The 25,482-nt window shown below is 64.6% G+C and carries 19 protein-coding genes; 15 read left to right on the top strand and 4 right to left on the bottom strand.

The annotated features are described in order from the left end of the window. Positions 1–4 precede the first annotated feature (4 nt). From ACPQ6D_RS16225 to ACPQ6D_RS16155, 15 genes are all read left to right on the top strand, one after another. Positions 5–904: a class I SAM-dependent methyltransferase gene (locus ACPQ6D_RS16225; RefSeq protein ID WP_423225393.1), complete on the top strand. Its 900-nt coding sequence runs from the start codon at positions 5–7 to the stop codon at positions 902–904. After that, complete coding sequence (locus ACPQ6D_RS16220; RefSeq protein ID WP_423225392.1) at positions 901–1,143, top strand: DUF433 domain-containing protein; 243 nt, start codon at positions 901–903, stop codon at positions 1,141–1,143. The genes ACPQ6D_RS16225 and ACPQ6D_RS16220 overlap by 4 nt, the downstream gene beginning before the upstream one ends. A gap of 45 nt (positions 1,144–1,188) precedes the next feature. After that, positions 1,189–2,244 (top strand): radical SAM protein, encoded by a 1,056-nt coding sequence (locus ACPQ6D_RS16215; RefSeq protein ID WP_423225391.1) that lies wholly within the window; start codon positions 1,189–1,191, stop codon positions 2,242–2,244. Beyond that, complete coding sequence (locus ACPQ6D_RS16210) at positions 2,241–3,665, top strand: B12-binding domain-containing radical SAM protein (protein ID WP_423225390.1); 1,425 nt, start codon at positions 2,241–2,243, stop codon at positions 3,663–3,665. The genes ACPQ6D_RS16215 and ACPQ6D_RS16210 overlap by 4 nt, the downstream gene beginning before the upstream one ends. After that, complete coding sequence (locus ACPQ6D_RS16205) at positions 3,662–4,369, top strand: HemK2/MTQ2 family protein methyltransferase (protein WP_423225389.1); 708 nt, start codon at positions 3,662–3,664, stop codon at positions 4,367–4,369. The genes ACPQ6D_RS16210 and ACPQ6D_RS16205 overlap by 4 nt, the downstream gene beginning before the upstream one ends. Continuing rightward, the gene (locus ACPQ6D_RS16200) at positions 4,366–5,490 is read left to right on the top strand and encodes a glycosyltransferase family 4 protein (RefSeq protein ID WP_423225388.1); all 1,125 of its coding nucleotides are present in this window, start codon (positions 4,366–4,368) and stop codon (positions 5,488–5,490) included. Before ACPQ6D_RS16205 ends, ACPQ6D_RS16200 begins: the two co-directional genes overlap by 4 nt. A gap of 2 nt (positions 5,491–5,492) precedes the next feature. Then, positions 5,493–6,593, top strand: coding sequence for a GNAT family N-acetyltransferase (locus ACPQ6D_RS16195; protein ID WP_423225387.1), 1,101 nt, complete (start codon positions 5,493–5,495; stop codon positions 6,591–6,593). Positions 6,594–6,715: 122 nt separating this feature from the next. Continuing rightward, positions 6,716–7,519, top strand: a complete 804-nt coding sequence (locus ACPQ6D_RS16190) for a PIG-L deacetylase family protein (protein WP_423225386.1) — start codon at positions 6,716–6,718, stop codon at positions 7,517–7,519. Beyond that, complete coding sequence (locus tag ACPQ6D_RS16185; protein WP_423225385.1) at positions 7,509–9,011, top strand: B12-binding domain-containing radical SAM protein; 1,503 nt, start codon at positions 7,509–7,511, stop codon at positions 9,009–9,011. Before ACPQ6D_RS16190 ends, ACPQ6D_RS16185 begins: the two co-directional genes overlap by 11 nt. Before the next feature lie 99 nt (positions 9,012–9,110). Continuing rightward, positions 9,111–10,136, top strand: a complete 1,026-nt coding sequence (locus ACPQ6D_RS16180; RefSeq protein WP_423225384.1) for an RpnC/YadD family protein — start codon at positions 9,111–9,113, stop codon at positions 10,134–10,136. Positions 10,137–10,155: 19 nt separating this feature from the next. Next, a complete protein-coding gene (locus ACPQ6D_RS16175; RefSeq protein ID WP_423225383.1) occupies positions 10,156–11,313 on the top strand; it encodes a glycosyltransferase family 4 protein in 1,158 nt (385 codons plus the stop codon). Beyond that, complete coding sequence (locus ACPQ6D_RS16170) at positions 11,310–12,923, top strand: hypothetical protein (protein ID WP_423225382.1); 1,614 nt, start codon at positions 11,310–11,312, stop codon at positions 12,921–12,923. Before ACPQ6D_RS16175 ends, ACPQ6D_RS16170 begins: the two co-directional genes overlap by 4 nt. Continuing rightward, a complete protein-coding gene (locus ACPQ6D_RS16165) occupies positions 12,920–14,974 on the top strand; it encodes a hypothetical protein (RefSeq protein ID WP_423225381.1) in 2,055 nt (684 codons plus the stop codon). The genes ACPQ6D_RS16170 and ACPQ6D_RS16165 overlap by 4 nt, the downstream gene beginning before the upstream one ends. Positions 14,975–14,986: 12 nt before the next feature. Then, the gene (locus ACPQ6D_RS16160) at positions 14,987–16,318 is read left to right on the top strand and encodes a glycosyltransferase family 87 protein (protein ID WP_423225380.1); all 1,332 of its coding nucleotides are present in this window, start codon (positions 14,987–14,989) and stop codon (positions 16,316–16,318) included. 157 nt (positions 16,319–16,475) lie between these two features. Beyond that, the gene (locus ACPQ6D_RS16155; protein WP_423225379.1) at positions 16,476–20,393 is read left to right on the top strand and encodes a beta strand repeat-containing protein; all 3,918 of its coding nucleotides are present in this window, start codon (positions 16,476–16,478) and stop codon (positions 20,391–20,393) included. An 80-nt stretch (positions 20,394–20,473) separates the two neighbouring features. Here the strand turns inward: ACPQ6D_RS16155 and ACPQ6D_RS16150 are convergent, their stop codons facing one another. The 4 genes from ACPQ6D_RS16150 to ACPQ6D_RS16135 all read right to left on the bottom strand — a co-directional run bounded on the left by ACPQ6D_RS16150 (position 20,474) and on the right by ACPQ6D_RS16135 (position 25,300). Next, on the bottom strand, positions 20,474–21,853 hold the full coding sequence (locus tag ACPQ6D_RS16150) for a hypothetical protein (RefSeq protein ID WP_423225378.1): 1,380 nt from the start codon (positions 21,851–21,853) through the stop codon (positions 20,474–20,476). A gap of 73 nt (positions 21,854–21,926) precedes the next feature. Then, positions 21,927–22,874: an ATP-grasp domain-containing protein gene (locus tag ACPQ6D_RS16145; RefSeq protein WP_423225377.1), complete on the bottom strand. Its 948-nt coding sequence runs from the start codon at positions 22,872–22,874 to the stop codon at positions 21,927–21,929. Between the two features lie 44 nt (positions 22,875–22,918). Further along, positions 22,919–23,860 (bottom strand): hypothetical protein, encoded by a 942-nt coding sequence (locus ACPQ6D_RS16140; protein ID WP_423225376.1) that lies wholly within the window; start codon positions 23,858–23,860, stop codon positions 22,919–22,921. An 84-nt stretch (positions 23,861–23,944) separates the two neighbouring features. Further along, a complete protein-coding gene (locus ACPQ6D_RS16135) occupies positions 23,945–25,300 on the bottom strand; it encodes an adenylosuccinate synthetase (RefSeq protein ID WP_423225375.1) in 1,356 nt (451 codons plus the stop codon). Positions 25,301–25,482: the final 182 nt, after the last annotated feature.

Genomic DNA, 25,482 nt, shown 5'->3' with positions numbered 1-25,482 from the left:
TGATGTGGCGTCGAATTCAGAATTCAGAATTCAGAATTCAGCATTCGATGACCTGGCTGGCGATTACGATGCCGCGTTCACCCAGAGTGCGATTGGCCGCCTGATGCGCGCGGCGGTCTGGCGGCGGTTAGATGCCAATTTCCGGCCAGGCGATCACGTGCTGGAACTGAACTGCGGCACCGGCGCGGATGCGGTCCACCTGGCGCAGCGCGGCGTCCATGTGCTGGCGACAGACATATCCCAGGCGATGCTGGACGTGACCGTCCGCAAAGTGGCGCAAGCGGGCGTGAGCGACCTGGTGAAGGTGCAGAGGTTGGACATCGAAGACCTGGCCGCATGGGGAAGATGGCTGAGATTGGAGACCAGAGACCAGAGACCACAAGACGGCGATGCGCCGTTGCCGCGCGACCCGATCTCCGATCCCCGATCTCTGATATCCCTCTCCCCTTTCGACGGCGTCTTGTCGAACTTCGGCGGGCTGAACTGCGTGACCGACCTGGCCGGCGCGGCGCAGGCGCTGGCGAGGCTGCTCAAACCAGGCGGGCGGGCGCTGATGTGCCTCATGGGGCCGTTGGCGCCCTGGGAATGGGTCTGGTACCTGCGCCGGGGACAGCCGAAAAAAGCGTTCAGGCGTTTGCGTCGTGATGGCGTCGTCTGGCGCGGACTGACGATTCGCTACCCGTCTATCGGGGCCGTACGTCGTGCGTTCGCACCCGCTTTTACCCTGCAGCGCGTCCGCGCGATTGGCGCACTGCTGCCGCCGTCGTATGTCGAACCCTGGGCGGCCCGCCATCCCCGCGTATTAGCCTGGCTGAACCGCGTTGAGCGTCGCCTGGAGACCGCCTGGCCCCTGCCCTGGTTGGCGGATCATTATTTGATCGAGTTTATGAGAGCAAAAGTATGAACTCACTAATGACCCGAATTTCAGTTGATCCCAGCGTTTGTTTTGGCAAGCCTTGCATTCGTGGTACGCGCATCTGGGTTTCACTTATTCTCGATTTCCTGGCGAATGGGGCGACGATTGAAGACCTCTTAACTGAGTATCCACAGCTTAGTGTACAGGATATTTATGCTGCCATTGCCTATGGAGCTGAGATGTCACGCGAGCGATACGTGGCGATACCTCTTGAGGCTGCCGCATGAGATTCAAGCTCGATGAAAACCTCTGTTGGGTAATAGACGAGTGATATGACGACTCTACAGCCTAAACCGACGCCTACTTCAGGCCAAGCGAATCTAGCGCCGCTGCCGCGCGTGGATCCGATCACGCGGCTGCCGATTCTGATTTTGTTTCCGCACAGCCACTGCAACTGCCGCTGCTTGATGTGTGACATCTGGCGCGCGACCACGCGCGATGAGCTGGCCGCAGCCGATGTGGCGCGCTGGCTGGACGAGTGGCAGCAGTTGGGTGTACGCCGGGTGGTGCTGAGCGGCGGCGAAGCACTGATGCACTCGCACTTGTGGGACTTGTGCGCCCATCTGCAGCGCGCCGGCATTGGCATCACGCTGCTGACGACCGGCCTGCTGCTGGCGCGCCATGCGGCGCAGGTGGTTGCCTACTGTGACGATGTGGTTGTGAGTTTGGATGGGCCGGCCGCCGTTCACAATGAGATTCGCAACATTCCCCGCGCCTATGAAAAACTGGCCGCAGGGGTGGCGGCCGTCAAGGCGGCCGATGCCCGTGTGACGGTCACTGGCCGCTGCACCGTGCAGCGCGCCAACTATCGTCAGATGCGCGCGGTGGTGGCCGCAGCGCACGAGCTGGGCCTGGACCGCATCAGTTTCCTGGCTGCTGATGTCAGCACCGACGCCTTCAACCGGCCGTTGGGCTGGGATGATGCGCGCGTCGTGCAGGTTGCGCTGGCGGCTGAGGATTTGCCGTTGCTGGCCCAGGAGCTGGACGCGCTGGAAACAGAATTTGCGGCCGATTTTGCCTCCGGTTATATTGCGGAATCACAGGCAAAGCTGCGCCGGCGTATTCTGCACTACTACACCGCCCTGCTCGGCCAGGCTGATTTTCCGCGGGTATCGTGCAACGCGCCCTGGGTCTCCGCCGTCATCGAAGCAGACGGCGCGGTGCGTCCCTGCTTCTTCCAGCCGCCCCTGGGCAACATCTACCAGGCGCCCAGCCTGACCAGCCTGCTCAATTCCCCGACGACGTTGGCCTGGCGCGCAGGGCTGGACATGGAGCGCGACGCCATCTGCCGCAAGTGCGTTTGCACACTCTCTTTGCGTGAATCATGAGCCTGTCACACCGCCACAAAATCGTTCTCTACAATCCACAAGCCGTCTTTTTCACCATGCCCCTCGGCCTGCTGGCTGTTGGCTCTGATCTGGATCCGGTGCACTATGAGGTGGTGATCATTGATGGCCGCCTGGAAGCCGACCCGGTCGCCGCGGTGCTTGCCCACGTGGATGATGCGCTTTGCCTGGGCATCAGCGTGCTCACCGGCGCGCCCATCCGTGACGCGATTCGCATCTCGCGGGCAGCCAAAGCGCGCCGCGCCGACCTGCCGGTGATTTGGGGCGGTTGGCATCCATCGCTATTCGCTGCCGAGTGCCTGGCAGAAGCATCGGTGGACATCACCGTGCAGGCGCAGGGCGAGGAGACGTTGGGCGAGATCGTCTTGCGCCTGGCCCGGCGTGAGAGCCTGGATGGTTGTCTGGGCTGCACCTATCGCACGGCTGCAGGCGAAATCTGCGTTAACCCGCCGCGCCCCCTGCGCAACATCAACACCTTTCGGACGCACAATTACGCTCTGCTGCCGGTCGAGCGCTACTACCAGCTCAAGGGTAAGCGCCAACTCGACTACATTTCCTCGCAGGGCTGCAATTTTCGCTGCGCGTTCTGCGCCGACCCATTTGTCTACAAGCGCAAGTGGGTCGGATTCGAGCCGCTGCGGGTGGCCGAGGAAGTGGATGCGCTCTGGCAGCGCTATCGTTTCGACGACCTGTCGCTGCAGGACGAAACGTTCTTCACACGCACCGAGCGCGTCGAAGCCATTGTTGAAGAGTTCATCCGCAGGCGGCTGCCTATCACGTGGGCTGGCACGATGCGCGCGGATCAAGGCGACCGCCTGCCGGATGCCGTGCTGGCGCGCTGCAAGCAGTCGGGCCTCCGCCGCGTCATCATCGGCGTGGAGTCGGGTTCGCAGGCTATGATGGATTGGATTCGCAAGGATATCCAACTGGAACAGGTGTTCATCAGCGCTGAGAAATGCCTGCGCCACGGCATTCGCGTGATTTTTCCGTTTATCGTCGGTTTTCCCAACGAAACGGATGAGAGCGTCCAGGCATCGCTCGATGTCATCAAACGGCTGCGCCGCCTCAGCCCTGACTTCGAGACGCCGGTTTTCTTCTTCAAGCCCTACCCTGGTTCACCCATCACGGAGGAAGCGGTGCGCAACGGCTACCAACTGCCCCGCACGTTGGACGAATGGGCCAATTTCGATTTCATTGGCTCGGCCGGGCCGTGGGTTACCCCGCAGCGCTACCAGCAGGTGGAGCGATTCAAATTCTACGCGCAGCTGGCCTGGGATCATCCCACGCCGTGGAAGCGCCCATTCCAGAAACTGGCGCAGTGGCGCTGCCAGCGCGATGTGTATGCCCTGCCGCTGGAGCAGGTTCTCAGCCGCTGGCTGTGGCCGCCGGAGAGGTTGTCGTGAGGTTGGCAAAAACCAGCCGTCTCCTGGCGGCCAGGGTGGCGCGCGCGTGGTTGACCCTGCGCTACCGCGTACTGAGCCGGCGCCACAATCGTTTGGTGTTGGAACAGATTGACGGTGTGCCGCTCGTGGTGCTGCCGGAGGTCTTCAACCCGGTGCTGCTGCGCACGGGAGTCTTCCTGGCCCGCACCGTAGTTGCCCTGCCGCTGCGCCCAGGCGCGGATGTCCTCGATCTGGGCGCGGGTTCGGGCGTGGGCGCAGTCTTTGCCGCACACCGCGGCGCGCGTGTGGTCGCGGTAGACATCAACCCGGAAGCGGCGCGCTGCACGCGGATCAACGCCCTGCTGAATCACCTGGAGGATCTGATCGAAGTGCGTCAGGGGGATCTGTTCGCGCCGGTGGCGGATAAGCAGTTCGATCTGATTGTCTTCAACCCGCCGTTCTATCGCGGCCGGCCGCAACGACCGCTCGATCACGCCTGGCGCGGCGAGGACGTGTTCGAGCGTTTCACGGCCGGCCTGGCCGCGCAGCTCAAGCCGGCGGGCCAGGCGCTGTTGATCCTGTCATCAGATGGCGACGGCCAGGCGCTGTTGGCGGGTCTGCACAAAGCCGGTTTTCAGTGCGAGGTGTTCAGGCAGCAGGATCTGGTCAACGAAATCCTCACAGCCTACCGGCTCACCCCAGCCCGGCCCAACCAGGCGCTATGAGGATTGCCCTGATCGTGCCCGGCGGCGTGGATCGCAGCGGCCGCGAGCGCGTGATTCCTGCGCTGCTGGCGTTGATCGAGCGGCTGGCCCGCCGCCATTCGGTCTTCGTCGTTGCCCTGGAGCAGGAGCCGGCGCCTTCTACCTATGCCTTGCTGGGCGCGCAGGTCGTCAACCTGGGGCGCGGGCAGTCCCGTCTGCCGGGATTTGGCTATTGGCAGCGTCTGCGCCAAACCCTGGCTGCCCTCGACGCCTACGGCGGCGCCGATGTCCTGCATGCGTTTTGGCTGGGCGCCGCGAGTACGCTGGCCCTGGGCGTTGGTCGTTGGCGACGCCTGCCGGTGGTTGCCAGCATCGGCGGCGGCGAGTTGGTCTGGCTGCCGGAGATCGGCTATGGCGGCGCGGCCTCCTGGCGGCATCGCCAGCAGGTCAGGCTGGCGTTGCACGGCGCGCAGGTGATTACGGGCGGCAGCCGCTATGTCTTGACGCCCGTACTGCCAACCCGACCTGACGCGCGCTGGATTCCGCTGGGCGTTGATGCAGCCTTTTATCGCGGCGATCGGGCGGAGGCTGAGCGGCAGCCAGGCCCGCCCTGGCGGCTGCTGCATGCGGCCAGCATCAACCGCGTCAAAGACCAGTCCACGCTGCTGCACGCGCTGCGCCTGGTGGCGGATCACGAGAAGTCTGTGCATCTCGACTGGTTTGGCGAAGACACCCTGGGCGGCGCAATGTCGTCGTTCGCGCGCGATCTTGATCTGGCTGCCCATGTCACGTTTCACGGCGTGCAGCCGGCGGATGTGCTGGCGCCCTACTTTCGCCAGGCGCATTTGTACGTGCAATCGTCGCGGCACGAGAGCCAGGGTGTGGCCGTGTGCGAAGCCGCGGCCGCGGGCGCGCCGACCGTCGGCACAGCCGTGGGATTGGTGGCCGAGTTGGCGCCGCAGGCCGCGTGGGCCGCGCCGGTTGGAGACGCGGCTGGCTTGGCGGCAGGCATCTTGACGCTGCTGCGCGATCCTGATCAGCGTGCGCGGCGCGGCCGCGCCGCGCAGACCTGGGCGCAGACTTTCGACGCCGACTGGACAGCCGCGGCGTTCGAGGCGATTTACCGCGAGGTGATTGGGTGAGCGTGACCTCAACTATGGCGCCGATGCGCACACCGGCGTCCGGCGCCGATGACTTGCCGGCCTTGCGCCCGGCGCAGCCCGGCGATGAAGCGGCGTTGGTGGCCCTGTTTGCCGCGGCCTACGGCCACACGATGTCCGAGCCGCTCTACCGTTGGAAACTGGGCGGCCTGCCGTCACCGACGCCCAATGTCTGGGTGGCGTGGGAGCAGGACAGGCCGATCTTCCACTACGCCAGCGTCCCGACGCCGTATCAGACGCCGGACGCCCCCGCAATCCTGATGACCGGCGCGGATCTGATGACCGCGCCCGATCAACGCCGGCGCGGGCTGCTCACCGCGTACGCGCCGCAGGTGTACGCAACCTGGAGCCAGGCCGGGCTGCCGTTCACGATTGGGCTGCCCAACGAGCGCTGGGGATCGCGCGCTGATTACCTGGGCTGGCAGCCGCTGCTGCCCCTGGCGTGGCTGATCTATCCCCTGCGCCCAGAAGCCTTAGCGGCCCGCCGCCTGCACCTGCCGTTCCTGGCGCGTGCGGCTATCGTCAGCCGCGTGTGGCAGCGCCGCTGGCGCGTGCCGAGCGCGCACGGCATCGTGGTGCAGCCCGTGACAGAGGCCGATGCGCGCTTTGATCTTCTGTGGCAGACCGCGCATCCCCGCCAGGGATACTGCGTGCAGCGTGATCGGCGCTGGGTGAACTGGCGCTTCTTGTCCGCGCCGGCCGATGAGCGCCGCTGGCGCTATCATCTGCTGTTGGCCTATCGCGGCGAGGAGCCGGTGGGCTATGCGGCCTACCGGCTGCACAGCGAGGCGGGACGCACGACCGGCTTTCTGGCTGACCTGTTCACCGCGGCGGCAGACGAGCCGGCCCGGCAGGCGCTGCTGGCGCACGCGCTGCATCTGCTGTATGACCTGGGCGCGGAGAAGGTTGCCACCCTGGCTGTGCCAGCGACTCCGCTCCATCACAGCCTGACGCAGGTCGGTTTCCGGCCAGCCTTGGGCGCGTTTACCGTCAAAGCGCGGCCGTTGGCGCAGCCGCTCGACCTGGACGCCCTGCGCGACCCTGCGCAGTGGTATCTGACCGGCAGCGATTTCGACGTGATCTGATGCTTCATCAAGCCTTGCGTTGGCTCAAGCGCCGGCTGGCGGCATTTGTCGAAACGGGGTGGCGGCTCGGATTCTGGCTGGCCGGCGTGGTCAGGCACGCGATCCGAACGACTGGAGATCCCGTGAAACCCTGGTCAACGCCCGGCGGGCAGCGCGTGTTGGTGATTGCGCCCCATCCTGATGATGAGGCGTGCGGCTGCGGAGGCGCTTTGCTGCGTCACCTGACAGCCGGCGATGCGGTCACGCTTCTATATGTCACTGACGGCCGCGGCTCGCGCGCGCTGGGATTAGCGCCGGATGCGATGGCCGCACGACGCCAGGCAGAAGCCGCGGCCTGCGCGGCGGTCTTGGGCGTCAGCGACTGGCAATGGCTGGGATTGCCGGAGTGGGCATGGGAGATCGAAACCTTGGCGTCGCGCCTGCTGGCAGCCCTGGAAGGGGTGCAGCCAGACGTGATTTATGCGCCGTCGCGAGTGGATTTTCACCCAGAGCATTGGAAGGTGGCGCATGCACTGGCCGCGGCGCTGGCACAGTGGCCTGGCGCGCCGCGTGTGCGTGCGATGGCTTTGCAAGTGCCGCTGGGAGCGAGCCTGACGAACGTGGTTTGCAGCACAAGCAGCGTGCAGGCACAACAGCAGGCCGCCGCCATCGCCGCGCACGCTTCGCAGGCGTATAGCACGGCGCGTACGCAGCGCATGCGGCGCTACACCGCTGCGGCCTACGGCCTGCCTGGCGAGGCGGAGGCCTTTTGGGACATGAGCGCGGCCAGGTATCAACGGCTGCACGCGGCCGCACCGTCTACCTGGCCGGCCGTTTTTCGCAGTCTGCGCGCCATGCCGTGGACAGACGGTCTGGCCTACTTGTGGGGCTGGCGCGAACGCCGTGCGCTTAGAAAAGAACATGAGGGAACACGACATGACAACTGATACACCGCTGATCCTGCTTTACAACCCGCAAGTCGCCAAGCCGGGCTATCATCGCCTGCCTCATTCGCTGCTGCAATTGGGCACGCTGTTGGAAGGGCGCTATCCGTATGAGATCATTGACGGCAATTTGGACCAGGAGCGTGATCGCGCAGGTGAAATCATTGACCGTGTGCGCCGTGACGGCGTGCGCTACCTGGGCGTGACCATTATGCCCGGCCCGCAGTTGCAGCGGGCGGCGCCAGACATCAGGCGCATCAAGGCCGCCTGCCCGAATCTGACCATCATCGTGGGGGGCTATTTTCCTACCAACCACCCAAATACCTGCGCCAATGATCCGGCCATTGACTACGTGGTGCTCAGCGCGGGCGAGGATACGCTGCCGGCGCTTCTCGACACGCTGGAGCAAGGCGGCGATCCGGCGACCGTGGCCGGGCTGGCCTTTGCGCGCGACGGCCAGGTGATTCACACCCTGCCGCGGCAGCCGCACCACCCGAACGACCTGCCCTGGTATCCTTACCACAAGGTGCCGGTGGATCGCTACGTCAACCGCACGCACCTGGGCACGCGCACGTTGAGCCATCACAGCAGTTTTGGCTGCCCGTTCTTCTGCAACTTCTGCGCCGTGGTCAACCTGGCGGAGGGCAAGTGGCTGCCAGAGAGCGCCGAACGCCTGGGCGAGTTGACACAGTATTTTGTGGACAACTGGCATATCAACGCGCTAGAGTTTCATGACAACAACTTCTTCACCAGCGAGAAACGGGTGGCCGCCTATGCCGAAGACCTGCTGCGCCGCGACCTGCTGCTGGCCTGGTGGGGCGAAGGGCGTATTGATACCATGCTCAAATACAGCGACCGCACCTGGAAATTGATGCGTGACAGCGGTCTGAAGATGGTCTTCATGGGCGCCGAGAGCGCGGACGATGAAACGCTCAGGAAGATGAACAAGGGCGGCACCCTGACGGCCGACAAGACGCTGGCGCTGGCCGCGCGCGCGCGCCAATACGATATCGTGCCCGAGTTCAGCTTTATCCTGGGCAATCCGCCCGATCCGCACAAGGACATCGAGCGCGGCATCGAGTTCATCCGCAAGGTCAAAGAGATCAACCCGGCCGTGGAGATCATCATGTATCGCTACGACCCCGTGCCGTTGGCCGGCGAGATGTGGTTGGCGGCCGAAGCGTCGGGTTTCGCCTTCCCACAGACCCTGGACGAGTGGGCCGATCCCAAATGGGTGCGTGTGCAGCTGCGCCGCAGCGCGGATACGCCGTGGTTCAAGCGCAGCGAACGCGAGTTGATGCGTAACTTCGAGACGGTGCTCAATGCGTATTATCCAACGACCACCGACCGTCGTCTGCACAGCCCGCTTTGGCGTCCGATTCTCAAGGCCCTGAGTGGTTGGCGCTACAACCTGCGCGTCTACCGCTGGCCTTTCGAACTGGAAGCCGTGCAAAGGCGCATTCGTTATCAGCGGCCAGAGACATCGGGATTTTGAGTCTATCTTGCTTGGTCAAATCGCAGAGACAATTGACAGCGCCCCCGTTTGACGTAAAATACTGGCGCGCGCATTATCTCAAACAACAGCGAGATACGCATGGAAGAGATCCAGGAACGCAGCGATTACGACAGCCCATGGAAAGAAGTCCTCGAGATTTACTTCGAGCAGTTTATGGAATTCTTCTTTCCGACCGCCCATGCCGATATTGATTGGCCGCGCGGTTATGAGTTCCTGGACAAGGAACTGCAGAAAGTAGTCCGTGAATCTTCCTTGGGGCGGCGTTATGGCGACAAGCTTGCTCGCGTCTGGTTGCTGAACGGTGAAGAAACGTGGGTGCTCATCCACGTCGAAGTTCAAGGCCAGGTGGAACAGGCATTTGATGAGCGCATCTTCGTATACCACTACCGCCTGTTTGATCGTTATCAGCACAAAGTAGTGAGCCTGGTTGTTCTGGCCGATACACAGCCCGCATGGCGGCCCGGACATTACGGGTACAATTTGTGGGGCTGTGAGATCAGTTTTCGCTTCCCCACGGTCAAATTGCACGATTACGGCGCACGTTGGGATGAATTGACTGCTCTCGATAACCCGTTTGCGACGGTTGTGATGGCGCATCTAAAAGCACAGGAAACTCGCCGTGATGAGGGGCAACGCAAGCTTTGGAAGCTCATGTTGATTCGGCGTTTATACGAGCGAGGGTATGAACGCGACGACGTGCTGAACCTGTTTCGTTTCATTGACTGGGTCCTGGTCTTGCCACAAGCGGTTGAGAATGAGATTTGGCGCGCGGTGACGGAAATTGAGGAGGCGCAGCATATGACGTATGTTACCAGTATTGAACGTATTGCCATCAAACGCGGTTTCGAAACTGGCAGACAGGAAGGCATTCAGCAGGGCATTCAGCAGGGCGAAACCATTGGCCTGCGCCAGGGGTTGTTGGCGGGTATTGCTGTGGGTCTGGAGTTGAAATTTGGCTTCCAGGCAGCGAGCGTCTTGCCAGAAGTTTACAAAATTGAAGATGTGGATGTTCTGCGAGCGCTGCAGGAAGGCCTGAGGACGGCGAAAACGCTGATCGAATGGCAGAACCTGTACCGGACCGAGAAGCGACCTTCGGAATCGTAAACGTGCCTGGCCTGCGGTTGTGACTCACATCGCCATCGTGAACTACGCCTGCGCGCCTGACTTGAAAGACCCGGACGCGCTGCTCGATCGCTATTTCAGCCTGGTCAGTTGGGCGGACGGACTGGCGCGGGCGGGCGCGCAGGTCACGGTGGTACAGGCATTCACGCTGGACGCGCAACGGCAGCGCCAGGGCGTGACCTATCGCTTCGTCAATGATGGTCTCGGCCCTCACCCGCGCGCCTGGCAGACCCCGCGCCGTTTGCACGACGCCGTGACAGAGGCGCGGCCGGATGTTGTCCATATCAATGGCCTGTTGTTTCCCCTGCAAACCTGGGCCTTGCGCCAACGCTTACCGCGCGCCTGCGCCGTGGTCGTTCAGCACCACGCCGAACGGCCGTGGACGGGCCTCCGCGGCGCGGCTCAGCGCCTGGCGCTGCGCTCGTGTGATGGATTCCTCTTTACGGCGTTCGCCCTGGCGCAGCCCTGGCAGGCGGCCGGCATGATTCGACCCGGCCAGCCCATTTTTCAGATTATGGAAGGCACGAGCGATTTTCACACCCAGCCGCGGGCCGCAGCTCGCGCGATAACCGGCATGGCAGGCGACCCTATTCTCTTCTGGGCCGGCAACCTGGACGCCAACAAAGATCCGTTGACCATCCTGCACGGTTTCGAGCTTGCGCTGGCGCAGCTGCCCGCCGCACGCCTCTACATGGCCTTTCGTTTTGCCGACCTGCTGCCAGAAGTGCAGGCTTGCCTGGCTCAGCGCCCGGCCCTTGCCGGCGCGGTCAAGCTCCTCGGCGCCCTACCGCGCGCTGACATCGAGGCGCACTTCAACAGCGCCGACTTTTTCGTGCAGGGCAGTCATCATGAGAGCACCGGCTACGCACTGTTGGATGCCCTGGCCTGCGGCGCCGTACCCATCGTGACCGACATTCCTTCATTCCGTGTGCTGACCGCCAACGGCGCGCTGGGCGCCCTCTGGCCGCCCGGCGATGCCCACGCCTTTGCCGCAGCCCTGGTCGCATGCGCGCAGCAGCCGTTGGCGCCGCAGATCGCGGCCGTGCGCGAGTTCTTCGGGGCCCACTTGAGCGTTCCTGCGGTGGGACGCCAGGCCCTTGCCATCTACCAATCCTTGCATCTGCGCAGATCGGGCTCCCGGCCCCACGAGGCCGCATGACCGCGGCCACTTCCCCAGGGATCAGGCGAGCCGCCCTGGTTGTTCTCCTGCTCGCTTTCTGGCTGATTTCACTACGCCATCTGACCGTGGTGCCGCCCGTGTACGAGGATGAACCCTGGCAGGCCTCCACTGGCTGGAAGCTGGCCACATCCGGCGTTTTTGGCAGCGACCTGTTTGCCGGGCTTTACGACATGGATCGGCGTTACTACGGCTACCTGCCGCTGCACCCGCTCCTGCTCGCCGCCATCTACCGCACGGCCGGCATCGGCCTGCTGCAAACCCGCCTGGAGCCGGTGGCTCTGGGCCTGCTGACGCTGGCGCTGACCGCGACGATGGCGCAAGCCCTCTTTCGCAATCGCCGTGTGGATCTGCTGGCGCTCCTGTTCCTCTTGTTCCTGCGGCTCAACGGCGCTGGCCCCTTTCGCGTCACCGGCATTCCGCTCCTGGATACGGCGCGCATCGCCCGCTATGACATGACCGTGCCGGTTTTTGGCCTGGCCGCCTGGTATGTCTTCTGGCGCACGGCAGTCAAGCGGCCAGCCGTGGGGCGTCGCGCGGTCTTCGGCTATCTGCTCGCCGGCGCGCTGACCGCCCTCGCCAGCCTGGGCCATCTCTACGGCGCGTTTTGGCTGCCGGCGCTGGTGATTCTGGCTTTCTGGCTGCCGTTGCCCGGTCGGCAGGGGCGACCACACAGGGTCGCCGCTGCGGGGCTGCTGGCCGGCTTCCTCATTCCCTGGCTGCTTTACCTGCCGTATGTGTTCACCGATCTACCTGCCTGGCGTGGGCAGACCAGTTTTTACGGCGAGCGATTTCAACTGTTCGACTGGCAGTGGTACCTCACCAATCTGCGCCAGGAGCCGCTGCGCTACGCGCTCTGGCTGCCAGATGATCTACTCCCTCGCCTGGCGCGCGTCGGCGCGTGGGTGCACCTGCTTGGCCTGCCAATGGTCGTTTTGGTTTTGACGCGGCGCGCCCGGCATGACGCCGCGGCGCGCGCGCTGCTGCTGCCCACCGTGCTCTTGCCCGCGCTGATGGCGCTGCTGATCTTCCTCAAGCTGTCCAACTACCTGGTGCTCTTCACGCCGGTCTGGTGCCTGGCGCTCGCCTGGGGCGGCGTAACCTTGTGGGATCGGCTGACGAGGGCACGGCCGGGCCTGCGGGCCATGCGGTGGCTGCTGGCGGCGCTGCTGCTCGCCGCCGTGTTCGAAGGTGTCACGCGGCTGGCCGCGCTCGAAACCGCCGCGGCCGGGACAACGCCCTATCCCGCCTTCATCCAGCAGGTGCGCCGTTGGCTGCCCCCCGGCTCACAAGTTCTCGGTCTGCACAACTACTGGTTGGGCCTGGAAGACTACGATTACCGTTCGTTTGCCGTACCCATCTTGTGGACCGATCCGGCTTACACCTCACCGCCGCTCACGTTCGACGCGGCGCTTAGCCGCGTGGCGCCTGATGTCATCCTGCTCGACGCGCATCTGCGCGACTACTTCACGCACCATCGTGACCAGGAGGCCGCCCTGACCGCCTGGTTGGCGCAGCACAACGGCCGCTTGGCCGCGTCCATCGAGGATGCCACCTACGGCGCGCTTGACATCTACTGGGTGCAGCCATGAAGCCGCTGGCGCGATTTCTGGCGCGCGTCAAGCCCAGGCGGCTCGCAACCTGGTCTGGCCTGGCCCTGGCGCTCGTCCTGCTCAGCGGCCTGTTCAATCAGCCGGCGCAATTCAGGCTGCTGGTGCGCCCTGTCTTCCCGCTGCTGCGCTTCTGGAATCAACCGGACGCCCAGTATCGCATCCTGCTCGGCGATGTACCCTATGACCTGTTGCGAGATGCCGATGCCGCGCTGCCACGCGACGCCTCCGTGTTGTTGGTCACCCGCGGTCGCGACGTCCGCCGCCTCGAATACACGTTTTTCCACCGCGCGCTCTACTTCCTGGCGCCGCGCAGCGTCTGGTGGCTGGCGCCGGCGCCCGCGGACGGCTCCTGGGAGTCACGCTGGTGGATTTCCGCCCCGCTGACCGCGCCGGCCGTGCAAACCGTCGCGCGTGAGCGCCAGGTAACGCACATCCTGGTCTTTCAGCCGCCCGGCGCGCCGGCGCTCGATCTGTCATGGGGTCGCAAATTGGCGTCCTGGGATCAGGGCTACCTGCTCTCGGTTGAGGCCGACCCGCCAAGCCCATTAGCCCGGCCTGCCAACCGGTCGGGGACACACATTCCTTACCTCGCCGCGCTGCCGCTGGCCCTGGTCGTCATTTGGCTCACTGGATTTGGCGTTATGCAGGTTGCGGTCTGGTTGGGCTATCGTCCGACCGGCCTGGAGATGCTGGCCCTGGCCTGGACGCTCGGCAGCGGCGCGATCTCGCTCGCCATGTGGTCGCTCGACCGCCTGGGTTTGACGCTTCAAAATCAAATGCAGGCGCTGACACTCTTGGCGCTCGTCATTCTGACCTGGCGGGGATGGGCGCGGTTGCGCCGGCGCCTTGAACTCCCTGACACGCAGCACCCACGCGGCCAGGAATCGCCCCCGCGCCCCCCGCGGCGCTTGCAGTGGACGCACGTCGTCGCGGCTTTTCTTGTGGCCTTGCTCGCCTTTCAGATCGCCTCAGTCACTCTGGCCGCCTGCGGCGCTCCCTTGCGCATCTGGGACAGCTGGGTCACGTGGGGCATGAAGTCACGCATTATTTTCCTGGATGGGGGCGTGTCGCCCGCGGTGTATGCCGACCCCTCCCGCGCCGTGACCCTGCTGGACTACCCGCTGCTGGCCCCGCTGAACCAGGCCTGGATCTACGGCTGGCTGGGCGCGGCCGATGACCGCCTGGTGGGTGTGCTGTCGGTGCTTCATTACCTTGCCCTCCTCGGCCTCTGCGCCGCGGCCTTGCAGCGGCGAGGCGCCTCGCGTCTGATCGTCCTGGCGACCGTGACGGCCATCGCCATGCTGCCCAACCTGGCAACCTGGACCGGCGCGGTGCTCAGCGATGCGCCGCTGGCGCTCTTCGCCGCCGCGGCCGGGCTCTACCTGGCGGCCTGGCTGCAAGGCGAAGGGGCCGGCGCGCTGTGGGTGGCCGCGCTGGCGGCCGGGCTGCTGCCGTGGACAAAAAACGAGGGGCTGCTGCTGTGGCTGGCGCTGGTTTCGACTCTTCTGATCGTCAAGTTGACGCGGCCAGGAGATCGCCGCGTAGGGCTGACGTTGGGCGCGCTCTTGTTGGCTGTGCTGGTCATCAACGCGCCGTGGCAGCTTTTCCTGCGCGGCCATCCCGCGCCCAACAACGCCTTTGTCCCCGTGACCTGGGCCGCGTGGCAGGCCAATGCCAATCGGCTGCCGACGATCCTGCGCCTGGCGGCGACCGCGCTGGCCGGCGCGCGCGTGAGCTACGCCTGGCCGCTGGCCGCGCTGCTGCTGTTGGGACGGGCCATCTGGCCGCGTGGACAGGCGCCTGGCGCGGCGCGTCGGCTGGCCTGGCCCGATCTGTGGCTGCTCATGCCCGCCGTCTACATCGCCCTGGTTAGCCTGGGGTTTGTCTTTTCGGACTACCAGCCCTACTGGCAGCACGTCCTCAATTCGATTGACCGTCTGCTGACGCACGTGACGCCGCTGGTGGTCCTATGGTTGGCGCTGCCCTGGGCCATGCGATCAAGCACCTCCGCAATCACCAAAACTTCCTGAAAGGGCTGCTGCATGCACGATCAACGAGAACGCCGCTGGTTGGCGCACCTTGCGACAGGCCTGGCTTTGCTGGCGCTGATTGGATACGCGGGGGCGGTCCTAGTGCCGCTGGCGCAATTGCACACCAACGGCTTTGCCGGCTATTACACCGTCGGCCACATCGCCGTCTACACGCCGGCGCAGTTGCCCCTGGCCTATGACGAAGCGTGGTACGGCCCGCAGGTGGCGGCGTTGACCGCGCCCGGTGTGCGTGAGGTGTTCAAGAACCAGCCGCCGCCGGGCAGTCTGCTGCTGGCGCCGCTGGTCTGGCTGCCCTATCCGGTCGCGCGGCTGATTTGGCTGCTGCTCAGTCTGGTCTTCCTGGTCGCCAGCCTGATGCTGCTGGCGCGGGCTGTGCGGTGGCCGGCGCGCGTCGGCCTGTGGATCGCGCCCTTGTGTCTGTTGTCTGACCCGGTGCATGATAATTTGCGCCAGGGACAGGTCTATCTCTGGTTGCTGCTCTGGCTGTGCCTGGCGCTGTGGGCGTTGGCGCAGCATCCGCCCCGCCGCACCACTGACGCCGTCGGCGGGGCCATGCTGGGCTTCCTTCTGATTTTCAAGACCGCGCTGATCTGGCTGTGGCCCTTGCTGTGGCTGGCGACTTCGGCGAGCTCAGTCGAGCCGCGGCGGCAGCGCGTGCTGCTCTGGGGCGCGGCCGCGGCCGCCGCGGTGGCCTTGCTCACACTGCCCTATTTCGGCCTTGCTCCCTGGCGCGCTTATCTGAACCAGATGCCGCTGCTCTTCACCATGACCGATCGTTACAGCGCCGGCTATCAGACCATCACCAGCTTGTTCGGCCATCTGCTGGTCTACGCGCCGCCCTTCAGTCCCGCGCCGGTGGCTCATCTGCCTGCGCTGGCTGCCGGGTTGACCCTGGCCGTACAGCTTGCAACCTTCATCCTGACCGCGTACGGTCAGCGTAGACTAAAGGCTGACCACGCCGGACAGGTGTTAAGCCTGGCGCTGCTGCTATCCCTGGCGATCGCGAACGCACCGCTGGGCGAGGGCTATCACTACACGCTTATCCTGCCCGCGCTGCTCATCGCGGCCTGGTGGGCCTGGACGGCGCGGCTGAGGCGACGCGCCTGGGGTTGGTTGGCGCTCGCCGCCCTGCTGCTCAGCATCCCATGGCCTTACCAGGCGCCGCAGCTCAGCGCCGGTTGGTGGGCCTTGCTGGCCTATCCACGGGTGCACGGAGCCTACGCGCTGTGGGGGTGGTTGTTGGGTCAGAGACCGGAGATCCGAGACCGGAGATTGGAGATTGGAGACCGGACTTGTGTGGAAGATGCACCACGCGCATCGTAAGCGAAGTCTGAAGCTTGCACCGACACAACGCTCGCCGTACGACCGGTCTCTGATCTCTGATCCCTAATCTCTAGCGTTCCTTTACGAAAGTTTTACGATGGCTGCGTAAGATGGGGTCATGTCGAGTGCTTTGATGACGAGAAGGCGAGGTGCGACAATGACGAAAAATTCCGGGCGATGGCCCGTGTTTTGGCTGTTGCTGGTGATCAGCGTGGCCTTGTTCCCCGCGGCGCGGCCGGCCGCAGCCGGGCTCCTGGATGGCGAAAATGCGCCGGCCGCGACGTTTACCGTGACGAATACCGCAGACAGCGGGGTTGGCTCGCTGCGCTGGGCCATCGGTCAGGCCAACGGCGCGGCCGGATTGGACACGATTGCGTTCAACATCGCGGGCGCGGGAGTCAAGACCATTGCGCCGCTGACGATTCTGCCCACCATCACGGACCCTGTGATCGTGGATGGCACGACGCAGCCGGGGTTCGCAGGGACGCCGCTGATCGAGCTGAGCGGCGCAAGCTGCACCACCAGCCCTTGCCACGGCCTGTGGATCACGGCCGGCGGCAGCACGGTCAAGGGGTTGATCGTCAACCGCTTTGCCGGCCGCGGCATCTTCCTGGACACGGGTGACGGCAACACCATCACCGGCAACACCATCGGCGCCAACAGCGCGGGTACAGCCGCAGCCGGCAACAACACCGGCATCTATGCGACCAATTCCGCCAATAACACCATCGGCGGCGCGGCCAGCAATCTGCGCAATGTCATCAGCGGCAACAACATTGACGGCATCAATTTCAATGGCGCCGGTTCGACCGGGAATACCGTGTTGGGCAACTATATCGGCGTAGATGTCAACGGCACGGCCGACCTGGGCAACCTCTTCAGCGGCGTCGTCATCCTCAACGGTGCGGCTAACAACACCGTGGGCGGCGCGTATGCGGCCGGCCGCAACATCATTTCTGGCAATCAGCAGTATGGTGTGGGGCTGAACGGCACAGCGGCCAATGTGACCGGCAACGTGGTTGCGGGCAACTATATCGGCCTGGATGTGACGGGCGCCGTGGATTTGGGCAACACCCTGGATGGCGTCATCGTTCTCAATGCGTCGGGCAACGTGGTTGGCGCCTCCACGCCGGGCGTTGGCATCTACAACATCATTTCGGGCAACGATCAGAACGGCGTGCTCATCACGGGCACCTTATCCAGCGGCAACCAGGTGATCTTCAACACCATCGGTCTCAATCAGGCCGGGAACAGCGCGCTGGGCAACAGCCTGAGCGGCGTGCGCATCGTCAATGCGCCCAACAACATCGTGGGCGGCATCTGGGGAACTACGGGCAACCTGATCTCCAGCAACCTGCAGCAGGGCGTTTACATTTCCGGCAGCAGTGCCACTGGCAATACCGTCAAGGGCAACCGCATCGGCGCCGACATCAACGGCAGCGCGTACCTGGGCAACACCGGCGATGGCGTGTTGATCGAAAATGCGGCCAACAATACGGTTGGCGGCACGACGGGCGTCACCCTGGGCGGCGCGTGCAGCGGCGAATGTAACTTGATCTCCGGTCTCAACAAGGACGGCGTGACCTTGCGCGGCAGCGGCGCGACCGGCAACATCGTGCAGAGCAACATCATCGGCCTCAACCTGAGCGGGGTGTCGGCGCGGCGCAATGCCTTGCACGGCGTCCTGGTGGACGGCGCGCCCGGCAACACGATCGGCGGCGCGGCCGCGGCCGCGCGCAACACTATCTCGGCCAATGGCGACACCGGCTCGATTGGCTCCGGCGTCTTCATTACCGGCACCGCGGCGACGGGCAACACTGTGCGCGGCAACTACATCGGCGTGGATACAACCGGGGCGGCAGGGCTGGGCAATTACATCAACGGCGTACACGTGGAACGCGCCGGCAATACGACGATTACCGGGAATGTCATTTCCGCCAACGGCGGTCGCGGCATCGTCGTGGCTTATGCGCAGGCTGCGGGTACGACGATCCAGGGCAACACCATTGGCCTGGATGCCGCCGGAACGAATGACCTGGGCAATGCTGGCTATGGCGTGTGGCTGTTCAACACGACCAATGTCACCCTGGGCGGCACAACGGCCGCCGCGCGCAACATCATCTCTGGCAACGACAATCACGGCGTCGCCCTGACCAACAGCAGCACATCCATCAGCGTACAGGGGAATTTCATCGGCCTGAATGCCGCGGGCACGGCCGGGTTTACCAGCTCGAAGCACGGCGTCTACCTGGACAACACTGAGACCGGCATCACGATTGGCGGCACGGCGGCCGGCGCGGGCAACGTCATCTCTGCCAACAACCGCGGTATCTTCCTGGAAGGAGCCGGTGGGAATACCGTGGTGGGCAATTATATCGGCGCCAATGCCGCGGGCAATGCCGCGCTCGGGAATTCGACGGGCGTCTGGATCGAAGGGGGCGCCAACAATACGATCGGCGGCGCCAGCGCCGGATCTCGCAATATCATCTCCGGCAACAACGGTGGTGTGGTGATTTACGGCAGCGCCGCCGCCAACAACCAGGTGCTGGGCAACTACATTGGCTTGAACGCCGCCGGCACCGCGGCCATTGGCAATCCCGGCAACGGCATCTACATCAACGGCGGCGCGCACGACAACACCATTGGCGGCACGACTGCGGCGGCGCGCAACATCATCTCTGGCAATGGCGCGGGCGGCCCTGGCCCTGGCATTTACGTGGGCTATGATCTCAACGGCTTGACGCAGAACAACCAGATCATTGGCAATTACATCGGCACCAACCCGGCCGGCACGGCGGCGATTGCCAACGCGTACGGAATTCAGGTTTACGGCGCGGCCGGGACCCACATTGGCGGTACGACGGGCGTGACGCCGGGCGGCGCGTGCACGGGCGCCTGCAACCTGGTGTCTGGCAACAGCTTTGGCATCATCATCACGCACAAGAACGCCAGCGGCACGGTGGTTGAAGGCAACTATGTGGGCGCCGACGTAACGGGCGCTGCGGCTCTGCCCAATAATTATGGGGTTTACGTGCAGGATACGCAGGGCGTTCTGATCGGCGGCGTAACGCCGGCCGCGCGCAATCTGGTTTCCGGCAATGCGATCCATGGCTTCTGGTTCTTTTCACGCGTGGCGGGGACGTACTCGCCGCGCGTGCGCGTGCAAGGCAACTACATTGGCCTCAACACGGCAGGCGCCGCGCTGGGCAACAGTCAACATGGCGTTTACTTGCAGGACGCTGTGCCGGCCACGATTGGCGGGACCGCGACCGGGGAAGCGAATATCATTGCCAACAACGGCGCGGACGGCATCTCGGCTATCACCAGCGCGGAATCAGACATCTTGGGCAACTCGATCTACGGCAATGCGGGCTTGGGGATTGACTTGAACAACGATGGCGTGACGCCCAACGACCCCGGCGACGGCGACACTGGGCCGAACAGCTTGCAGAACTACCCGCTATTGACGTCGGCGACCAGCGGCGGCGGCACGACCACGATTCAGGGCACGCTCAACAGCACGGCCAGCAGTGCATTTCGCCTGGAGTTCTTCTCCGATACCAGCTGCGACGCCTCAGGCAATGGCGAAGGGCGCACGTACTTGGGCGCGCAGAACATAACGACGGACGCCAGCGGCAATGCCAGTTTCACGGCGAGCCTGCCGGTAGCGGTCACGCCAGGGCAGATCGTTGCCGCCACGGCCACCAATCCGAGCAACTATACCTCTGAGTTCTCGGCCTGCTTCACAGTCACGGCGCCGCCTACGGCTACGCCAACCAATACGCCCACGCGGACGCCGACGCCGACGAGTACACCCACGCGTACGCCTACACCTACCAACACCCCGACGCGAACCCCCACACCCACCAACACCCCGACGCCGACGGCGACGCCAGGCGTCTGCTATGACTTCAATCACAATGGTCAGGTGGACACGCTCGACATCACGGCCGTGGCCAGTCGGTGGCGCAACGCTGGGCTGTACGATCCAACCTACGACGTGGCGGCGCCATTCGGCGTGATTGATGTGATTGACATCATGACGGTGTCCGCGCACTGGGGATTGACCTGCTAAGAAGCCGGTTTCTCACCCAAACTCAGTCTTTGACTCTACCAAGAAGTCGGGTTGCGCGCAGAAACCCGACTTCTACGCGTCTATGCGCGGCTCACCGGCTCGACGACAAACAGCGGCGCGGCCGATCCGCCGCCCGCGCTGACGTTGAGCAGCGAGCTGGTGCTGAGGCGGACGCCGCCGCCTTCAACCTCCGCACAGCCCCAGACATAAGGGTCCACATCCACCAGGCGCGGCGAGAGGTCAAGTTGTCCGTCGCTGATGCTCGGAAAGAGCGCCTGCGGTATCGGCACGCGGCGCTGTAGGATTGAGGGCGTTTGCAGGCCAGCCGTCAGCGCGACGCGCCAGGCAGCCGGGTCGCACTCCCAGCCCAGGATGACGCCGCGCCCGCCGTAGTCATTCGTCGGCTTGATGACCAGGTTGTCCTGATTGGCGATGGCGTAGGAGAGCGAATCCACGGCCTGGCCGTCCACGTCCGTGCGGCCATCCACCAGCAGCCGCGTCCAGGGCACATGCCGCCGAATCACCAGGCGTTCGATAGGGTTGAGGTCGAGTGGAAAGGCGCTGTCGCTGAGCAGAGCGAAGAGGCCCTTGTTGAAGAGCAGCACGGCATTGAAGGAATTGACCATGCAGACGGTGCGCTGGCCGACGGCATGCATCAGCGGATGGTCCGTGCCGTACTTTGCCAGCAGCTCCAGCGTGACCACGCGCTTGTAGACCAGGTCAATGGCGAAGTCGCCCGCGGCCAGGCGGCCGTCGGGACGTTGCTCCAACTCGTCCGGGTCAAAGATGCCTACGTCGTACCCCTGGCTGCGGAAGTAGTCCTGGCACAGCTCGAACTCGCGGTAGGTGCGCACCCCGCGCCAGTCCACGATGGCAATACGCGGCTTACCCAGGCCGCCCCAGGCGCGGTAGCCAGCCAGCAGTTCAGCCAGGATGCGCGGGCGGGGGACAAAGGATTCAACCTGGTAGTACTGCGTGAAGTGGTGGTAGAGCGGCAGGTCGCGGAAGATGGCGCTGAGCGATTCGCCAAAGGCCAGGCCGCCGGGGCTTTCGGCGTTGTATTCGACGAAGTTGAGCGTGGGGTACTGGCCGGCTTCTGGCAGCGTATCTGCCAGATAAAAGGCATCCAGGCGGCCGCTGTAGTCGCCGGGGCCGCGCGTGGGCTCCAGCGCGAGCAGCGCGTCTTCCTGACGGCTGACGCCCAGGCGCGCGCGCAAAGCATCGTGCGCCAACAGATAATCGTAGGCCTTGCCCAGCGCGCCGCGCACGATGCGCGATACCTCCACCAGGTAGCTGTAGGCTCGCGGCGAGAGGAAGTGCGGCCGCAGCACCGAGCAGACCGGTCGTGCGCCGAAATAGAGCCGATCGGCCGCCATCGCGGCCTGCACCTGTTCCCATGTTCCCAGGGGGTCGGCCGCCAACAGCTCGTGCCAACGGTCAATGGCTGCTTGCACGGACATGTCTTCCTCCTAATTCAGCCTGGCAGGTCGGGCTGTTCTCCGACTGTATCGCCCCCAAACCGCTAACGGTGCCTCAGGCGCCGTTTTCGCCGCGCAAGAGCGCGTCCCAACGCATGGTCGCCCCGCCGATTGGCCCCAGCGCCTTGGCGATAACCAGGTCTGCCATGGCGTTGACCACCCAATCGAAGTAGACCACCGTGAGCGAGGTGATGTCGAAATCGGGCGCGGAATTCATGAAATCAATCGCGTAGGGGATGCCGTCGCGCACGGCAAACTCGACCGTGTTCATGTCATAGCCCAGGGCTTGGTTCAATGCGCGGGCATCAGCCACCACGCGTGCAAGCAGTGCTGGCGCCAGCGGTTGGTGGCTGCCGGCGTAGCGTTCGTAATGCGGACGGGTCGGGTCCCAGCGCAATGGCAAAATGTTGTCCTGGCCAATGCACAGGCAGCGAATGTACTGATCCCACTGGATGAACTCCTGCACGATCATGGTCAGGCGGCCGCTGCTGTCATACGCGCGCCACAGCTCTTCCAGGTCATGCACCAGGTGGACATGGCGCCAGCCGCCGCCCCAGTGAGGCTTGAGAATCGCGGGCAGGCCGACGTAGTTGACCATCCGTTCCCAATCCAGCGGGTAGATCAAGTTGCGCAGGCTCTCGCTAGAAACGTCTGAGCCGTGGCTGTGGTTGGGGAGCACGGCCGTCTTGGGAACAGCCACGCCCAGGCGGTGCGCCAACGCTGTGCCGAAGAACTTGTCGTCGGCGATGCGCCAGAAGGGGTTGTTGATGACATAGGCGCCTTGCAGGGCGGCGTACTTGAGCAGCGGCTGGTAGAACGGTACATCGTGCGAGATACGATCCACGAGCACGCGATAGCCCAGGAGATCGTCCATCGTCACGCCGCCGACGCTGACGTACTCAGCCGTCACCCCCTGGCCGCGCCGGTTGATCTCGGCGATCAGGGCATCGGGAAAGGAACGTTCGCGGCCCACAAGCAGGCCTACTTTCAGTTGGTTTGTCATAGAGCCACCTGTTGGTCAGAAGTGCAAAGGTCAAAGTGCAAAGATCAAGCCGTCAGGGCCAGCGCGCGGCGCAGGGCCGGCGCCACGTCAGTCAGGTCGTGCGTCTGCGCAGCGATGGCGGCATGACCGGCGCCGATGAAGAGGCCGGGCACGGCGTTCATGGTGTGCTGGCGCACGCTCAGGTCTTCGACGTTGCCATGATCGCTGGTCACTACAATCAGCGTGCGCGCCAGGTCGCTCGCCTCGATGAGCCCGCCCAGGAAGCCATCGAACGCCTCCAGATTGGCGACAGCCGCTTCCATCTCCTGCCCATGCCCATGCACATCGGTCAGCCAATGCTCAAATAGGACAAAATCGAAGACTCGGCCCAGCGCGGCCAGGTTGCGCCCGGCCTGCGCAGGCGTCAGCAGCGGCGCATCCGCAAAGCCGAGGTGCGTGCGCCAGCCCTGGTTGGTAAAATCGGCCGAGAATCCACGACCCGCCAGCAGGTCCGTATGCGTCAAGAGCGTCTGCCCGGCCGAAACCGCCGCCAGCGGCATCACCGACAGCACGCGTTTGCCGCGGTTGACCACGTCGAAATAGTTGGGAGGATAGGCATTGACGAAGATGAAGCGTTTGCCCGCGTCTCGCACCTGGCTCAGCAGCGTGCCAGCCTGCACGATCGTGCGCACAGGGGGATGCGGCCGCGGCCCGTAGTGTTCGCCCACCTCTTGCGGCACGTTGCGGCCGGTCAGCAGGACAGCCTGGCCGGTGGCGCTCTGCGGCCGTCCGGGCACGCCCAGCGTGGCGTCGAGCGGCGTCAGGGAGGCGTGTGCGGTCGTCACCTGGCCGCTGGAGGCGATGAGCGGCGCGCCGTTCAACAGCGCGGCGATGGTGGGGAGGTGGGCGCGCGCCAACGGATTGACGGATGGATCGTCGGCGCCCAGGCCCACGCCGTCGAGGAAGAGAAAAATGATGCGCGTTCCGTTGTGTCCGTTGGTTGGCATGGGGCGGATTATAGCCCAAAAGTGCGCGTGCGCCAATTGACCGATCATGAATGTGGGCTGCAGGCATCTCGCCTGCTTGCCCATCTACCACATCTCTCCCATCCCTTGCTTATCCGCGGCGGTTGGCCCGGAGGAAACCAGGCTGATGGGTATCCCCAAGTCCGCGCGCACCAGGCTGAGTAAGGCTTGTGCGCCATCCACGGGAATCAGGCTGGGCTGGCAGCGCATGAGCAGCCGCGTCAGCTCTGCCTGGTAGTCCAGATCGCGGCCGCCCGGCGCAGGGGTCAGCCGTTGGATGAGGGCGCCGCCGCCGCAGTAATGATCGCACACCCGGAGCACCGGCAGTCCGATCAGCCGATCGAGGCAGGTGACCGCCAGGGCATCGAGCGGGCGGGCGACATCCAGGGCGTAGCGGAGCATGACCAGGTCAAGCCAGCCGACGCGGAAGTCGCGCTGCCAGGCGCCAAATCCGTTCGCGGCGTCGGGCAGCGCAGCCGTCAGGCCAGCATCTTCGCTGACCAGCGGCCCCGCGCCGTGCCGCGTGGCATAGGCGCGCGTGATGCCCAGGCGCACAACGCGGCCGCCGTAGCCGGCCTCGCCCAGCAGCCGATCGGCGTTTGCCAACGTGGTGGTGCTCCAGGTGGTGTGCGGGTGGAAACCGCGCCATTCGTCCAGCAGCACGCCCTGCGCGCCTTCGAAGATAACCGCGCCAGGTTGTTGCAAAATCGTGTGTAGATGGGCGCTGGGGACGACCTGTGCGCGACGCGTGAAGTCGGCGTAGGCGGGCAGCAACCAGTCGGCCCAATCGGCGGCAGCCAGCATCTCCCATTCGGCCGCAATCAGCGTGCTGCCGGCCAGATCCGATGGGAAGGCCGGCGCCTTGGCCAGGTTGACCGCGCGCAGGAATTCCAGCTTTTCGCGCAGCACAGCGGGCTTGGTCAGGTCGCCGGCAAACAAGACGCGCTCGCCAAAAGACAAGAAGTCGGCCTGGGTTTCGCCGATGCCCATGCCGCAGCTGCCGTGGCGGCCAGCGCGGCTCGACTGAGCTTGCCGAAGTCCGCGCGCCAGTTCTTTCAACCGATTGGCGGCGCGCTGAAACGGGGTGATGACCAGCGCGCCGGCGTCAATCGTGGTGTGGGCGAACGGATCGGGCGCACCCAGTTCACATAGATGCTGCGCTTCGACCAGCATCGCCAGCGGGTCGAGCAGCATGAAGCGCGACAGATGGGTCGCCGCGCCAGCCAGCGCGCCGCTGCCGAACTGGGCAAAGACGTGTTCCTGCGGCGCGGCGCCTGGCGTCACCACGCGATGTCCGGCCTGCGCGCCGCCGTTGTAGCGCACCACGGTGTGCGCGTCGTGGCGCCGCGCCAGGTAATCCACGATCGAGCCTTTGCCCGCATCGCCAAAGCCGAGATCCACGGTCAGAATCGCTTGCTGCATGATGAACCCTCCTGATGGGAACAGGATTTCAGGCCAAGACGCAGAGACGTCACGCCGTAGGTCACGGCTCCGGCGTGACAACGCTCTCTGCGACAGATTACGCTCTGCTGCGTCCAGCGCCGTCCGGCCACGAGGCCGGACCTACGAAAAAAAGCCTCACGCCGTAGGTCACGCCTCCGGCG

The sequence above is a fragment of the Candidatus Amarolinea aalborgensis genome (genome assembly GCF_900491745.1).
In the GTDB taxonomy this organism is placed as follows: domain Bacteria; phylum Chloroflexota; class Anaerolineae; order SSC4; family Amarolineaceae; genus Amarolinea; species Amarolinea aalborgensis.
Note: the sequence above shows the minus strand (reverse complement) of the source record. Positions and strands in the feature narration are given on the sequence as shown.

What these genes read in the sequence shown, in the direction of transcription:
- ACPQ6D_RS16155 (WP_423225379.1), top strand. Translation starts at nt 16,476, where the DNA reads ATGACGAAAAATTCCGGGCGATGGCCCGTGTTTTGGCTGTTGCTGGTG.
- ACPQ6D_RS16215 (WP_423225391.1), top strand. Translation starts at nt 1,189, where the DNA reads ATGACGACTCTACAGCCTAAACCGACGCCTACTTCAGGCCAAGCGAAT.
- ACPQ6D_RS16135 (WP_423225375.1), bottom strand. Translation starts at nt 25,300, where the DNA reads ATGCAGCAAGCGATTCTGACCGTGGATCTCGGCTTTGGCGATGCGGGC.
- ACPQ6D_RS16185 (WP_423225385.1), top strand. Translation starts at nt 7,509, where the DNA reads ATGACAACTGATACACCGCTGATCCTGCTTTACAACCCGCAAGTCGCC.
- ACPQ6D_RS16200 (WP_423225388.1), top strand. Translation starts at nt 4,366, where the DNA reads ATGAGGATTGCCCTGATCGTGCCCGGCGGCGTGGATCGCAGCGGCCGC.
- ACPQ6D_RS16210 (WP_423225390.1), top strand. Translation starts at nt 2,241, where the DNA reads ATGAGCCTGTCACACCGCCACAAAATCGTTCTCTACAATCCACAAGCC.
- ACPQ6D_RS16180 (WP_423225384.1), top strand. Translation starts at nt 9,111, where the DNA reads ATGGAAGAGATCCAGGAACGCAGCGATTACGACAGCCCATGGAAAGAA.
- ACPQ6D_RS16165 (WP_423225381.1), top strand. Translation starts at nt 12,920, where the DNA reads ATGAAGCCGCTGGCGCGATTTCTGGCGCGCGTCAAGCCCAGGCGGCTC.
- ACPQ6D_RS16160 (WP_423225380.1), top strand. Translation starts at nt 14,987, where the DNA reads ATGCACGATCAACGAGAACGCCGCTGGTTGGCGCACCTTGCGACAGGC.
- ACPQ6D_RS16170 (WP_423225382.1), top strand. Translation starts at nt 11,310, where the DNA reads ATGACCGCGGCCACTTCCCCAGGGATCAGGCGAGCCGCCCTGGTTGTT.
- ACPQ6D_RS16140 (WP_423225376.1), bottom strand. Translation starts at nt 23,860, where the DNA reads ATGCCAACCAACGGACACAACGGAACGCGCATCATTTTTCTCTTCCTC.
- ACPQ6D_RS16220 (WP_423225392.1), top strand. Translation starts at nt 901, where the DNA reads ATGAACTCACTAATGACCCGAATTTCAGTTGATCCCAGCGTTTGTTTT.
- ACPQ6D_RS16150 (WP_423225378.1), bottom strand. Translation starts at nt 21,853, where the DNA reads ATGTCCGTGCAAGCAGCCATTGACCGTTGGCACGAGCTGTTGGCGGCC.
- ACPQ6D_RS16145 (WP_423225377.1), bottom strand. Translation starts at nt 22,874, where the DNA reads ATGACAAACCAACTGAAAGTAGGCCTGCTTGTGGGCCGCGAACGTTCC.